We start from the raw sequence: 13447 nt of genomic DNA on the forward strand, positions 1-13447 counted from the left end.
TGGCATGGTGCAAAGCAATATCGCCGGCGCCACGGGACGGAAGGCGGCCCTTTTGCCCTCCCGGCGGCGTTCCCGCCCCGCCACGTTGATGCGGCGCAGCATGTTGCTTCGACCCCGCATTGCGGGAAAACACGAAGACCTGGCCCGGCAGCGCAACGGTAGGATGCAGCGACCCTTCCAACAAGAAAAGCGCCTTTCGGCGCCCGCTGGCCGCCGCCTCACATGTCCCGCCCCGAAGCCCCCGCCGAGCCCGTAGAACCGATCATCCCCGTAGAAGCAGATCCCGCCGTGAAGGTGCCGCTGGCCGTCGAGGACTGGCTGGCCGTGATCCTGCTGGCGACGTTGGCCATCATCACTTTCCTGAATGTGCTGGTGCGCTACTTCACCGATCAGTCGTTCGCCTGGACGGAAGAGATTTCCGTGTTCCTCTTGATCGTGCTGACGATGGCCGGCGGCAGTGTGGCGTTCGTGCGCAATCATCACATCCGCATCGAGATCCTGGCGGACTCGGGCTCGCCGCGCCGCCAGCGCATCATGGCGCTGATCTCGAACGGCTGCGTGCTGGGATTCTTCGTGCTGCTGACCGTGCTGTCGGTCAAACTGGTTTACGACGAATACATCTACGAGGAAACCTCGCCGGCCATCGGCGTGCCGACCTGGTGGTATTCGATCTGGCTGCCGGTCATGGCCGCCGCGATTTCGCTGCGCACGCTCGGCACGCTGCGCCGCCTCGTGCGCGCGCCGGGCCAGGAAGCCCAGCGATGATCGCCGCCATCCTCTTTACCGTCTTCATCGTCCTGATGATCATCGGCGTGCCCGTTGGGGTGGCGCTGGGCATTGGCGGCACGGTGGCGATCGTGCTGACCAACCTGGATACGCCCTGGTATGGCCTGCTGACGGTGCCGCAGAACTTCTATGCCGGGCTGGCGAAGTACCCGCTGCTCGCGATTCCGATGTTCGTGCTGGTGGGTTCCATCTTCGACCGCTCGGGCGTGGCCAAGCGGCTGGTGGACTTTGCGATTGCCATCGTCGGACGCGGTCCGGGCATGCTGCCGCTGGTGTCGATTGCGGTGGCCATGTTTCTGGGCGGCATCTCGGGCTCGGGACCGGCCTGCGCCGCGGCCGTGGGCGCGGTGATGATCACCGCAATGTCGCGCGCCGGCTATCCGGGATCGTTCTCGGCGTCCGTGGTGGCCGCCGGCGCCGCCACCGACATCCTGATCCCGCCGTCCGTGGCCTTCATCATCTATTCCGTGCTGGTGCCGGGCGCGTCGGTGCCCGCGCTGTTTGCGGCCGGCATGATCCCAGGCATCCTGGCTGGCTTTGCGCTGATCATTCCGGCCGTGTGGCTGAGCCGCAAGTACAAGATGGGTGCGTTGGAAGCGCACCTGCCCCGCCCGCCGTTCTGGAAGAGCCTGCGCGAGGCGTCGTGGGGCCTGGCCGCGCCGGTGCTGATTTTGGGCGGCATGCGGATGGGCTGGTTCACGCCGACCGAGGCTGCCGTCGTCGCGGTGTTCTATGGCCTGTTCGTCGGCGGCTTCATCCACCGCACCATCAAGTTCCGCGACCTCTACAAAATCCTGCGCGAAGCCGCCGAGCTGTCCGCCGTGATCATGCTGGTGGTGACGCTGGCCGGGATCTTTGCGTGGGCCCTGTCGACGCTGAGCGTGATCGACCCGATCACGCATGCCATCGTCAATTCCGGCCTCGGCGAATGGGGCGTGCTGGCGCTGCTGATCCTGCTGCTGATGACCGTGGGCATGTTCCTGGACGGCATCTCGATCTTTCTGATTTTCGTGCCGCTGCTCATGCCGATCGCCAATGCCTACGGCTGGGATCCGGTGTGGTTTGGCGTGATCCTGACCTTGAAGGTGGCGCTGGGCCAGTTCACCCCGCCGCTGGCCGTGAACCTGATGGTGTCGTGCCGCATCGCGCGCGTGCCGATGGAATCGACCGTGCGCTGGGTGGTGTGGCTGCTGGGCGCGATGTTCATGGTGCTGGTCGCGGTGCTGGTGTTTCCCGAACTGGCGCTGTGGCTGCCGCGCAAACTGGGTTATTGAGAGAGGCTGGACGGGGCCGGCCCGGCAAGGGTTCCCGGCCATGGATGACAACAACAGAAAGACTCGCAGAGAGAGGAGACGCAACATGAAATTCCGCAACCTGATCGGCGCGGCGCTGTGCGCGGCAGCCGTGGTGGGCATGGCGCCCGTGCATGCGCAGAACTACAAGCCCGAGTACAAGCTCTCCATCGTCGTGGGCACCACGTTCCCGTGGGGCCAGGGCGCCGAGATCTGGTCGAACCTGGTGCGCGAGCGCACCGAAGGCCGCATCAACATCAAGGTCTACCCCGGCACCTCGCTGGTCCAGGGCGACCAGACCCGCGAGTTCACGGCGATCCGCCAGGGCGTGATCGACATGGCCGTGGGCTCGACCATCAACTGGTCGCCGCAGGTCAAGCAGCTGAACCTGTTCTCCCTGCCCTTCCTGATGCCCGACTACGCCGCCATCGACGCGCTGGTGCAAGGCGACGTGGGCAAGGACATGTTCAAGCTCATCGAAAAGGCCGGCGTGGTGCCGCTGGCCTGGGGCGAAAACGGCTACCGCCAGGTCAGCAATTCCAAGCGTGAGATCAAGCGGCCCGAGGACATGAAGGGCATGAAGCTGCGCGTGGTCGGGTCGCCGCTGTACATCGACACGTTCACCGCACTGGGCGCCAATCCCACGCAGATGAGCTGGGCGGACGCGCAGCCCGCGCTGGCCAGCGGCGCGGTCGACGGCCAGGAGAATCCGCTGTCGATCTACACGGGCTCCAAGCTCTACACCGTGGGTCAGAAGTACCTGACGCTGTGGAACTACGTGGCCGATCCGCTGATCTTCGTGGTCAACCGCGAAGTCTGGAATTCCTGGTCGGAAAAGGATCGCGACATCGTGCGCCAGGCCGCGCTGGACGCCGGCAAGCAGCAGATCGTGATCGCGCGCAAGGGCGTCACGCCCGAAGACCCGTCGCTGCTCAAGGAAATCGCCGGCCACGGCGTGACGGTGACGACGCTGTCGCAGGCCGATCACGACGCGTTCGTGAAGGCCACCAAGCCGGTCTATGAAAAGTGGAAGAAGCAGATCGGCGAGGACCTGGTCAACAAGGCCGAAAAGTCGATCGCAGAACGCAAGAAGTAACCCGCAAGAAGCAAACCGCGAAAGTTTCGCAGCAAGCCCCAGGGGAACCGGCGGCGCAAGCCGCCAACCGAGGCAGGGACGCTAGAATCCCGCCCACCAAACGGGCGCCGGCCACAACCGGCGCCCGTTATCTTTTTGGGCGTCTGACTTCCCTATTCCGGATAGCTGACTTCCAGAATATCCAGCTCATCGATGCCAGCCGGCGTGCGCAGCACCACCGTGTCGCCTTCCCGCGCCTTGATCAGCGCCCGCGCCACCGGCGAGATCCAGCTGATCTTGCCGGCCAGGGGTTCGGCCTCGTCCACGCCGACGATGGTGACGGTGTGTTCCTCGCCGGCCTTGTCCACGTAGACCACCGTGGCGCCAAAGAACGCCTGGTCGCGGTTGGGTTGGGCCTTGGGGTCCACGACTTCGGCAATATCCAGCCGCTTGGTCAGGAACCGCATGCGGCGGTCGATCTCGCGCAGGCGCTTCTTGCCGTAAAGGTAGTCGCCGTTTTCCGAGCGGTCGCCGTTGGACGCGGCCCACGACACCACCTGCACGACGGCCGGACGTTCCACGTTCATAAGCTGGGTCAGTTCGCCACGCAGGCGCTCGTAACCCTCGGGCGTCATGTAGTTCTTGGTGCCGGCCGGCAACGCTTGGGCCTGCGGCAGATCGTCGTCGTCCTCGTGGTCGGACTCTTTAACAAAGGCTTTATTCATGGCGGTTGCATCGCGATGGCGCGATCACTGTCGAAGCTTTCGGAATGAGCGGCGCGGGCCGCCCGCGTCAGAACCAGTCGTGCCAGACCGGCTTCAGGTCGGATGGCAGCGGCGGCAGTTGGCCCAGGTCCATCCGGCTTTCCTTGGGACTGTGGAAGTCCGAGCCGCGCGAGGCCAGAAAGCCGTAGCGGCGCGCCACCTCGGCATACTGGCGGGCTTCTTCCACGGTATGGCTGCCCGTGTTGACCTCGATGCCCACGCCACCCAATTGCAGGAATTCGTCGAACAGCGCGGCAAACTGCAGGGGCGTGTACTTGTAGCGGCCCGGGTGGGCGATGACGGCCTGGCCGCCCGCGCCGCGGATCCAGCCCACGGCGTCGGCCAGCGTGGCCCATTGCATGGGCACATGGCCGGGGCAGTCGTCGCCCAGATGCTTGTTGAAAACGGTTTGCACGTCGGGGCAATAACCGGCTTGCACCAGGTATCGCGCAAAGTGCGTGCGGCTGATCAGTTCGGGATTGCCGGCAAACGGCAGCGCGCCTTCGTAGGCGCCGGGCATGCCCATGTCTGCCAGGCGGTCGCCGATGCGCTTGGCGCGGGCCGCGCGTCCCGAGCGGGTCTTGCGCAGGCCTTCGACCAGCGCCGCGTTGGTGTGATCAAACCGCAGGCCGACGATATGCACGGTCAGGCCGGCCCAGGTGACGGAGACTTCGACGCCGGTGGCAAAGCGCATGCCCAGCTCTTCTGCCGCGGCGGAAGCTTCGGCGATGCCGCCCACCTCGTCGTGATCGGTCAGTGCCCAGACATCGACGCCATTGGCGAACGCCCGCTGCGCCACGTCCCGGGGCGCGAGCGCGCCGTCCGAAACGGTGGAATGGCAATGCAGGTCGATGTTCAGGGTGGGCGATTTCATGCGGCTATTGTAGAGAAGGCCCGGCGGCACGCCTAGCGCGGTGCCGTCCCCACATTGCCGCCTGGCCGTTCAGGCCAGCAGAAACTCCGCCACCGGGTTCACCTGATCGTCCGCGATCAGCGTGGGCGCGTGTCCCACGCCCGCCACCTCAAGCGCCTGTGCACGCGGATTGCGCTGGCGCATTTCGTCGACGGTGGCGCGCGTCAGCAGGTCCGACAGTTCGCCGCGCACAATCAGGATCGGGCAGTCCAGCGCGTCATACGACCGCCACAGGATCTGCTCGCCCGCCGCCAGTTCTTCGGGCGTCTGGGCCGCCAGCGCCTGGGCGATGGCCAGGTCGTAGTGCTTGACCCACTTGCCTCCCTGCGCCGGGTACAGGTATTTGGCCAGCTCGGCCCATTGGGCGTCGGTATGCGGACCGAAGGTTTCCGAATTGGCGCGCATCGTCGCCACGGCCTCTTCGAAGGTGGCGAATTCACCAGGCGCGCCCACGTACTGGCCGATGCGCGACAGGGCGCCGTTTTCCAGACGCGGGCCCACGTCGTTGAGCACCAGTTTGTCCAGGCGCAGCCCCTGGTCAGGCGGCAGCATGCCGGCATGCGGGCGCATTGCCAGCATGGCCTTGGCGAACGCGGCGGCGCCTGACAACGCCATGCCGATCAACCCGCCCATCGACGTGCCGACCCACGACAGGCTGGCCGGGCGCAGGCGCGCGATAAGCGTCACCATGTCGGACACGTATTGGGGCACGGTGTAGAACGCCGGATTGACCAGCCAATCCGACCGGCCGCGGCCGACCACGTCGGGGCAGACCACGCGGTACGTGCCCGCCAGCCGGCGCGCCAGCGCATCAAAGTCGCGCCCGCTGCGGGTCAGACCGTGCACGCAGAGCAGCACGCGGTCATTGGCGGGATCGCCCCATTCCCAATAGGCCATGCGATGCAGGCCCGCCGGGCTGGCGCACGTGACGAATTCCAAACGGGGTTCCAGGCTGGCATCCACTTCGATAGGCTCCACGATCGGCGCGCGCCGGCACGGCCGCGCCACTTTGGCCGCTATCTTATCGGTTATGCAACGCCGGTGCGGCCTGCTCTGGACTATCCCGGCGGTCGTGGCTACGATCCTTGCATTCTCCGAGCGTCCGTCCTTCGCCCGCTTTCCGCCCGGCCCGCCGCGCATTGCCGTTGGCTATGGGCCCGATGCAATCATTAAATTGGAGTTGCATACCTTTCAAGGCGCACAGTAAAAAGCTTCAGGCATTGCCAGATCAGTCATCCCAAAATTGATATGGAGTCCGTATGCAGCAAAGCAGTCCCATCACTCCGCTGACCGAGCAGCCTGCCGGTCAACCCAGCGTCATTCCCCCTCCCCCCGCCCCCCCGAAAATCCTGCAGGACCTGATGGCGCGCGCCGACGTGCAAATCAACGGTTCGCGGCCCTGGGACATGCAGGTGCATGACAAGCATATGTACGAGCGGGTGTTCGCCAGCTGGTCGTTGGGGCTGGGCGAGTCGTACATGGACGGCGAGTGGGACTGCGACCAATTGGACGAGCTCTTCACCCGCCTGCTGCGTGCAGACATGGGATCGGCGGCGCTGGGCGTGGCGCGCATCAAGCTGATTGCCGAGCACCTGCGCCACAAGCTGTTCAATCTTCAGTCCAAGCATCGGGCGTTTGAAGTCGGTGAGCAGCATTATGACGCCGGCAACGACGTGTTCGAGGCGATGCTGGACAGCCGGATGATCTACTCCTGCGCGTATTGGGAACACGCCCAGACGCTGGAGGAGGCGCAGGTCGCCAAGCTGGACATGATCTGCCGCAAGCTGCAACTGAAGGAAGGCGAGACGCTGCTGGACATCGGCTGCGGCTGGGGCGGACTGGCCAAGTTCGCGGCCGAGCGCTACGGCGTCAAGGTCACGGGCGTGACCGTATCCAAGGAGCAACTGGCCCTGGCGCAGGAACGCGTCAAAGGCCTGCCCGTGGAGCTGCTGCTGCAGGACTACCGCGATCTGCAAGGCCGCTTCGACAAGGTGGTGTCGGTCGGGATGTTCGAGCACGTCGGGCCGAAGAACTACGACACGTACTTCACCAACGTGCAGCGGCTGATGGCGCCCGAAGGCATTTTCCTGCTGCACACCATCGGTATCGCGGCCACCAGCCAGAGCACCGATCCGTGGATCGACCGCTACGTGTTTCCCAACGGCAAGCTGCCGTCGGCGCGCGAAATCGCGACGGCCGTCGAAGGCCGGTTCATCGTCGAGGACTGGCACAACTTCGGGGCAGACTACGATCGCACGCTGATGGCATGGTGGGACCGCTTCGAGCAGGCCTGGCCCACGCTGGAGTCGCGCTACGGCACCCGCTTCTACCGGATGTGGAAGTACTACCTGATGTGCTGCGCGGGCTTTTTCCGGTCGCGCGAAGGGCAGCTTTGGCAGGTGATCCTGACGCATCCGCAGCGTCAGGAGACGTACCGGTCGCTGCGTTAGACCCGCCGTATTCGCGCGTGTCCAGGCAAGCCGCCCCTGACCGGGCGGCTTGTTGTCATTGGCGGACGGCTATCGCGCCGCCCCCGCCTCTTCCCGGATCATGTCCGCCGCGCGCTCCGCAATCATGATCGTCGGCGAATTGGTGTTGCCCGAGGTGATGCGCGGCATGATCGACGCGTCGGCGATGCGCAGGCCTTGCAGCCCATGCACGCGCAGCCGCGCGTCCACCACCGCGCCGCTGTCGGCGTCCCGGCCCATCGCGCAGGTGCCCACCGGGTGGAAGATGGTGGTGCCGATCTTGCCCGCCGCCTGGCGCAATTCTTCTTCGGTCTGGAATGCCGGTCCCGGCAGCCATTCGTCCGGCCGGTATCGCTGCAAGGCGGGCGCGGCGGCAATGCGGCGCACCAGGCGAATGGAATCGGCAGCCACGCGCAGGTCGTCGCCGGTGCTCAGGTAGTTGGGGCGGATGAGGGGGGCTTCGCTGCCCTTCTGCCCCGCCGGTCCTTGCGCGTGCACGCTGCCGCGCGACGTGGGGCGCAGGTTGCAGACACTGGCGGTGAAGGCGTCGAAACCATGCAGGGGTTCGCCGAACGCCCCCAACGACAGCGGCTGCACGTGGAATTCGACGTTGGCGCGGTCCTGGCCGGGATCGGATTTGGCGAACAGGCCCAATTGCGACGGCGCCATGCTCATCGGACCGCTGCGGCTCACCAGATACTCCAGCCCGATGCCCGCCCTGCCCAGCCACGTGGACGCGATACGGTTCAGCGTCTTGACGCCGTTCACCTTGATGATGACGCGCAATTGCAGATGGTCCTGCAGGTTCTCGCCCACGCCGGGCAAGGCGTGGCGCAGCGTGATGCCGGCTTCGCGCAGGCGCGCGGGCTCGCCGATGCCGGAGACTTCCAGAAGGTGCGGCGAGTTCACCGCGCCGGCCGCCAGCACCACTTCGCGCCGCGCGCGCAACGACGTCGCGCGGCCGTTCTGGTTGACGCGCACGCCGACGCAGTGCTTTTCATCGAATTCAAGCTGTTCGGCCAGCGCGCCAGTCATCACATGCAGGTTCGGGCGCTTGCGCACCGGCCGCAGAAACGCTTTGGACGTATTCCAGCGCCAGCCGCTGCGCTGGTTGACCTCGAAATAGCCGCTGCCGAAGTTGTCGCCGCGGTTGAAATCCTGCACGCGCGGGATGCCTTCCTGTTCGGCCGCCGAAGCGAAGGCTTCCAGGATGTCCCACCGCAGGCGCTGCGACTCCACGCGCCATTCGCCGCCCGCGCCGTGGAATTCATCAGCGCCCCGGTGATAGTCCTCGCTGCGCTTGAAGACCGGCAACACCTGATCCCAGCTCCAGGCCGCGTCGCCCGACAGCGCGGCCCAGTCCTCATAGTCCTGCTTCTGGCCCCGCATGTAGATCATGCCGTTGATGGACGAACATCCGCCCAGCACGCGGCCGCGCGGATAGATAAGCGAGCGCCCGCCCAGCCCCGGCTCTTCAGCGGTTCGGTACATCCAGTCCGTACGCGGGTTGCCGATGCAGTGCAGGTAACCGACGGGGATGTGAATCCAGTGATAGTTGTCGCGCCCGCCGGCTTCCAGCAACAGCACCTGCACGGCAGGGTCGCGGCTCAGGCGGTTGGCCAGCACGCAGCCGGCCGAACCCGCGCCCACGATGATGTAGTCGTATGTCTCCATAAGCTCTTCTTATCAAGTCGCGGATCCGAATCGGACGCCGGCACGGTGAGCCGCCCCGGCTACGACGTTGGACGCGCGCCGGGAATCTGGCAAGACTCTGGCGCAGGACGGGGCGGCTGTCCAATGAAATGTTGAAAAGGGGGTTATTAGCGTCTCTAATAATGCTCGGCAGTTTCCACGCTTGGTCGGGTGCGGGTGGGTGTCAGACACCCCTGATTTTGTAGGACTGAATGAGGTGTCTGACACCACCGGTTTTGTAGGACGAAATGAGGTGTCTGACACCCTCCAACGCGATTTCCGGGAGCATTCATGGACCTGAAGCACATCCGCACGTTTGCCGCCGTCGCGCGCGAAGGTAATTTGACGCGCGCGGCCGAGCATCTGCATCTGACGCAGCCTGCGCTCAGCCTGCAGCTCAAAAATTTTCAGGAGTCGCTGGACCTGACGCTTTTTGCGCGGACGGCGCAAGGGTTGGCGCCTAACGCGGATGGACGGGCGCTGTTGCCGTCGGCGCAGCGGGTGCTGGATGCGCTGGACGACTTTCAGCGCGCTATCGGCGCGTTGCGCGATACCGTTCAGGGCGAATTGCGCATCGGGACGATCCTGGACCCGGAATTCCTGCGGCTAGGTGCCACGCTGCAGTATCTGGTCGAGCACTACCCGAAGATCCGCCCCACCCTGCGGCACGGCATGTCGGGATCGGTGGGCCGGCAAGTGCGCGCCGGAGAATTGGACGTGGGGTTCTTTCTGGGGCCACACGCCCGGGACGGCAGCCAGCCCTCCGGCCTGAACGCCCAACCGCTTGCTTCCTTTTCCTATTACGTCGGCGCCCCGAAAAGCTGGAGCGCGCAGGTCGCGGGCCGGGGCTGGGCGGAAATCGCGGCGCTGCCGTGGATCTGGACCCCGCCAGATTCAGTTCACCACCGCCTGCTGTCCGACAAGTTCGACGCCCTGGGCATTACGCCGCACGCGGTGGCCGAGGTGGATCAAGAGGCTTCGATGCTGGATCTGGTGCGCTCGGGCGTGGGCCTGTCCCTCGCGCGCGACGCCATCGCGCTGCGCGAATCGCAATCCAGCGGCCTGCAACTCGTGAAAGGCCTGTCAATCCAGGCGGAGCTGTCCTTCATCACCCAGGCGGCGCGGCGCGACGATCCGCTCGTCGCTGCCGCCTTTGCCGCGGTGCAGGCGGCATTCGCCTGATTTGGCTGTCGGCCGCCGCACGTCCCGACGGCCATTCATGCTGCGCTGCGCCAAACGGGTGCAGGGCGCACACGGATATGCACCGATACGAAGCATGCGCGCGGATCCGCGCGGATCGGCCGCTGCACCTCATCGCGGCTTCGCACCGCCCTCCTTCCCTATGAATCGCAAGGGAATTTCCCCCGACACATCGCGCCTCGACATACCTGGCATGGACTTTGCTTAATTGCCTATGTGCGGGTGCAAACCCGGCAAGACAACGTGAGCAGTACCGGCAATGGCGCCCCGACCGAAAGGTCCAGGGCGCCGTTTGTCTTTTGAAACCGAAAATCCAAGCCTGGGGAAATCCCATGAATGCAGCGGCCACTTCCGATTCCTTGCAGACGCTGATTGTCATCGGCAACGGCATGGTGGGCCATCATTGCGTCGAGCAATTGATCGCCCGCGGCGCCCTCGAGCGCTATCGCATCACCATCTTTGGCGAAGAAACCCGCCGCGCCTATGACCGCGTCCATCTGTCCGAGTACCTGAACGGGCGCGACGCCGAGTCGATGGCGCTGGGCGAGGCCTCGCTGTATGAGCAGGACGGCGTGACGCTGCGCCTGGGCGAGCCCGTGCTGGACATCGACAGCCACGCCCGGGAAGTCATCACCGCCAATGGCCGCTTCGCCTACGACAAGCTGGTGCTGGCGACGGGCTCCTATCCCTTCGTGCCGCCCATCGCGGGCGCCGAGGGCAATTCGCGCCTGGTGTATCGCAGCATCGACGACCTGGACCTGATCCGCGAAGCCGCCAGCGGCGCGCGGCGCGGCGTGGTTGTCGGCGGCGGGCTCTTGGGGCTGGAAGCGGCCAACGCGCTCAAGTCGCTGAATCTGGAAGCGCACGTGGTCGAGTTCGCGCCGCGCCTGATGCCGGTGCAATTGGACGAGGCCGGCGGCGCGGCGCTGAAGGCGCGCATCGAGGCGCTGGGCGTGGGCGTGCACCTGTCGCGCGCCACGCAGGACATCAAGCCGGGCACGCAATACCGCTACCGCATGCGCTTTGCCGAAGGCGCCCCGCTGGAAACCGACCTGATCGTGTTCTCGGCAGGGATCCGCCCGCAGGTGTTCCTGGCGCGCAAGGCCGGGCTGGCGCTGGCCGAGCGCGGCGGCGTCGCCATCGACGACCGCTGCCGCAGCAGCGATGAACACATCTACGCCATCGGCGAATGCGCGTCGTGGAACGGAACCGTCTTCGGCTTGGTCGCCCCCGGCTATCAGATGGCCCGCATTGTCGCCGCCGAACTGTGCGGCGCGCCGGAACAGGCGTTTTCGGGCGCCGACATGTCCACGAAGCTCAAGCTGTTGGGCGTGGACGTGGGGTCGATTGGCGACGCGCACGGGGCCACGCCCGGCTCGCGCAGCTACCGTTTCATCGATGAGGCCGGCTCCAGCTACCGCCGCCTGGTGATCTCCGAGGACGGCAAGCGTGTCCTGGGCGCGGTACTGGTGGGCGACAACAGCTACTACGACACGCTGCTGCAATACGCGCAGAACGGCATCGCACCGCCCGCCGATCCGTCCAGCCTGATCCTGCCGCAAGGCCAGGCCGCGCCGCTGCTGGGCGTGGACGCCCTGCCCGCCACCGCCACGATCTGCTCCTGCCACAACGTCAGCAAGGGCGCCGTCTGCGACGCCATCGACGGCGGCTGTACGGACCTGGCGGGCGTCAAGGCCTGCACCAAGGCGGCCTCGGGCTGCGGCGGCTGCGCGGGCCTGCTCAAGCAGGTGGTCGAACACGAACTGGCCAGCCGCGGTGTCGTGGTGGACAAGAGCCTGTGCGAGCACTTTGCCTACACCCGCCAGGAGCTGTACGCGATCGTGCGCGTGAGCGGCGCCGAGACCTTCGAAGAAATCCTGGCCAGCCACGGCCGTGGTCACGTCGGCTGCGAGATCTGCAAGCCCGCCATCGGCTCGATCCTGGCGTCCTGCTGGAACCGGCCCATCCAGGACCCGCACCTGGTGCCGCTGCAGGACACCAACGACACCTTCATGGCCAACATGCAGAAAAACGGCACCTATTCGGTGGTGCCGCGCATGCCGGCCGGCGAAGTCACGCCGGACGGCCTGATCGCCGTCGGCATGGTCGCCAAGAAATACAACCTGTACGTCAAGGTGACGGGCGGCCAGCGCATCGACCTGTTCGGCGCGCAACTACACGAGCTGCCCGGCATCTGGTCGGAACTCATCGCCGCCGGCTTCGAGACGGGCCACGCCTACGGCAAGTCCACCCGCACCGTGAAGTCCTGCGTCGGCAGCACCTGGTGCCGCTTCGGCGTGCAGGACAGCGTGAAGATGGCGCTGGACATCGAGCACCGCTACAAGGGCCTGCGCGCCCCGCACAAGCTGAAGTTCGCCGTGTCCGGCTGCACCCGCGAATGCGCCGAGGCGCAAAGCAAGGACATCGGCGTCATCGCCACCGAGAACGGCTGGAACCTGTACGTGTGCGGCAACGGCGGCATGCGTCCGCGCCATGCCGAGCTCTTTGCCACCGACCTGGACGACGCCACCCTCATCCGCTACATCGACCGCCTCTTGATGTTCTACATCCGCACGGCCGACAAGCTGCAGCGCACGTCGGTGTGGCGCGAGTCGCTGGAAGGCGGCCTGGACTACTTGAAGGCGGTCGTGATCGACGACAGCCTGGGCCTGGGCGCCGAGCTTGAAGCGCAGATGCAACTGGTGGTGGACCGCTACGAATGCGAATGGGCCAACGCCCTCAGCGACCCCGAAAAGCTCAAGCGCTTCCGCACCTTCGTCAACGACAGCCAGGGCGACCCCGACATCCAGTTCGTTCAGGAACGCGGCCAGCCCCGTCCGGCCCCGGCGCGCGCCGTCCAGCGCGTCATCCCGATTGCCGAGGAGATCGTCTGATGGCCGCCCTGCCCAACACCTCCCCCGCCTGGCGCCACGCGTGCAACCGCCAGGACCTCGTCGCCAACTCCGGCGTCGTCGCCCTGGTCGACGGCGCGCAAGTCGCGCTGTTCTACCTGCCCGACGCCGAGGGTCAGACCTTGTACGCCGTGTCGAACCGCGACCCGAAGTCCGGCGCCAACGTCATCGGCCGTGGAATCGTGGGCCAGCTGGCCGGCGACCTGGTGGTGGCGTCTCCGCTCTACAAGCAGCACTTCCGGCTGGCGGACGGCAGCTGCGTGCAATTTCCCGAGCAGCGCCTGCAGACCTGGCAGGTGCGCTTGAACGGCGACGCGGTCGAAATCGCCTGACGGCCGCCGCAAA

General features: G+C 66.0%; 11 protein-coding genes. 7 read left to right on the forward strand and 4 right to left on the reverse strand.

Translation table 11 applies throughout. The annotated features are described in order from the left end of the window. Positions 1–222: 222 nt before the first annotated feature. The 3 genes from AB3147_RS16230 to AB3147_RS16240 all read left to right on the forward strand — a co-directional run bounded on the left by AB3147_RS16230 (position 223) and on the right by AB3147_RS16240 (position 3174). Entirely contained in the window at positions 223–765 is a 543-nt protein-coding gene (locus tag AB3147_RS16230; RefSeq protein WP_175136177.1) for a TRAP transporter small permease, read from the forward strand. Continuing rightward, positions 762–2060: a TRAP transporter large permease gene (locus tag AB3147_RS16235; protein WP_056562218.1), complete on the forward strand. Its 1299-nt coding sequence runs from the start codon at positions 762–764 to the stop codon at positions 2058–2060. Before AB3147_RS16230 ends, AB3147_RS16235 begins: the two co-directional genes overlap by 4 nt. 85 nt (positions 2061–2145) lie before the next feature. After that, entirely contained in the window at positions 2146–3174 is a 1029-nt protein-coding gene (locus AB3147_RS16240) for a DctP family TRAP transporter solute-binding subunit (RefSeq protein ID WP_218344222.1), read from the forward strand. A gap of 152 nt (positions 3175–3326) precedes the next feature. Here AB3147_RS16240 and greB read toward each other — a convergent pair whose 3' ends face one another. The 3 genes from greB to AB3147_RS16255 all read right to left on the reverse strand — a co-directional run bounded on the left by greB (position 3327) and on the right by AB3147_RS16255 (position 5793). After that, the gene (greB, locus tag AB3147_RS16245) at positions 3327–3878 is read right to left on the reverse strand and encodes a transcription elongation factor GreB (RefSeq protein WP_056319052.1); all 552 of its coding nucleotides are present in this window, start codon (positions 3876–3878) and stop codon (positions 3327–3329) included. 67 nt (positions 3879–3945) lie between these two features. Further along, positions 3946–4791, reverse strand: coding sequence for a 3',5'-nucleoside bisphosphate phosphatase (locus tag AB3147_RS16250; RefSeq protein WP_367352425.1), 846 nt, complete (start codon positions 4789–4791; stop codon positions 3946–3948). A 69-nt stretch (positions 4792–4860) separates the two neighbouring features. Next, the gene (locus AB3147_RS16255) at positions 4861–5793 is read right to left on the reverse strand and encodes an alpha/beta fold hydrolase (RefSeq protein ID WP_438861023.1); all 933 of its coding nucleotides are present in this window, start codon (positions 5791–5793) and stop codon (positions 4861–4863) included. A 296-nt stretch (positions 5794–6089) separates the two neighbouring features. Between AB3147_RS16255 and cfa the strand changes: the two genes are divergently transcribed. Continuing rightward, positions 6090–7280 carry a cyclopropane fatty acyl phospholipid synthase gene (gene cfa / locus AB3147_RS16260; RefSeq protein ID WP_286937155.1) on the forward strand — a complete coding sequence of 397 codons (1191 nt, stop codon included), beginning with the start codon at positions 6090–6092 and terminating at the stop codon, positions 7278–7280. A gap of 69 nt (positions 7281–7349) precedes the next feature. On the opposite strand, the gene AB3147_RS16265 is transcribed toward cfa, so the two are convergent. Then, complete coding sequence (locus AB3147_RS16265) at positions 7350–8972, reverse strand: GMC family oxidoreductase (protein ID WP_367352426.1); 1623 nt, start codon at positions 8970–8972, stop codon at positions 7350–7352. A 309-nt stretch (positions 8973–9281) separates the two neighbouring features. On the opposite strand from AB3147_RS16265, the gene AB3147_RS16270 reads away from it, so the two are divergent. From AB3147_RS16270 to nirD, 3 genes are all read left to right on the forward strand, one after another. Then, positions 9282–10172, forward strand: coding sequence for a LysR family transcriptional regulator (locus tag AB3147_RS16270; RefSeq protein ID WP_367352427.1), 891 nt, complete (start codon positions 9282–9284; stop codon positions 10170–10172). A gap of 350 nt (positions 10173–10522) precedes the next feature. After that, positions 10523–13084, forward strand: a complete 2562-nt coding sequence (gene nirB / locus AB3147_RS16275; protein WP_175121136.1) for a nitrite reductase large subunit NirB — start codon at positions 10523–10525, stop codon at positions 13082–13084. Beyond that, positions 13084–13434, forward strand: a complete 351-nt coding sequence (nirD, locus tag AB3147_RS16280) for a nitrite reductase small subunit NirD (protein ID WP_367352428.1) — start codon at positions 13084–13086, stop codon at positions 13432–13434. The genes nirB and nirD overlap by 1 nt, the downstream gene beginning before the upstream one ends. The last annotated feature ends 13 nt before the right edge of the window (positions 13435–13447 follow it).

Source organism: Achromobacter animicus, from assembly GCF_040775605.1.
Lineage (GTDB): Bacteria > Pseudomonadota > Gammaproteobacteria > Burkholderiales > Burkholderiaceae_B > Achromobacter > Achromobacter animicus.

Excerpts from the sequence above, each read along its gene's own strand:
- AB3147_RS16230 (WP_175136177.1), top strand. The coding sequence starts at position 223 with ATGTCCCGCCCCGAAGCCCCCGCCGAGCCCGTAGAACCGATCATCCCC.
- AB3147_RS16235 (WP_056562218.1), top strand. The coding sequence starts at position 762 with ATGATCGCCGCCATCCTCTTTACCGTCTTCATCGTCCTGATGATCATC.
- AB3147_RS16240 (WP_218344222.1), top strand. The coding sequence starts at position 2,146 with ATGAAATTCCGCAACCTGATCGGCGCGGCGCTGTGCGCGGCAGCCGTG.
- greB (WP_056319052.1), bottom strand. The coding sequence starts at position 3,878 with ATGAATAAAGCCTTTGTTAAAGAGTCCGACCACGAGGACGACGACGAT.
- AB3147_RS16250 (WP_367352425.1), bottom strand. The coding sequence starts at position 4,791 with ATGAAATCGCCCACCCTGAACATCGACCTGCATTGCCATTCCACCGTT.
- cfa (WP_286937155.1), top strand. The coding sequence starts at position 6,090 with ATGCAGCAAAGCAGTCCCATCACTCCGCTGACCGAGCAGCCTGCCGGT.
- AB3147_RS16265 (WP_367352426.1), bottom strand. The coding sequence starts at position 8,972 with ATGGAGACATACGACTACATCATCGTGGGCGCGGGTTCGGCCGGCTGC.
- AB3147_RS16270 (WP_367352427.1), top strand. The coding sequence starts at position 9,282 with ATGGACCTGAAGCACATCCGCACGTTTGCCGCCGTCGCGCGCGAAGGT.
- nirB (WP_175121136.1), top strand. The coding sequence starts at position 10,523 with ATGAATGCAGCGGCCACTTCCGATTCCTTGCAGACGCTGATTGTCATC.
- nirD (WP_367352428.1), top strand. The coding sequence starts at position 13,084 with ATGGCCGCCCTGCCCAACACCTCCCCCGCCTGGCGCCACGCGTGCAAC.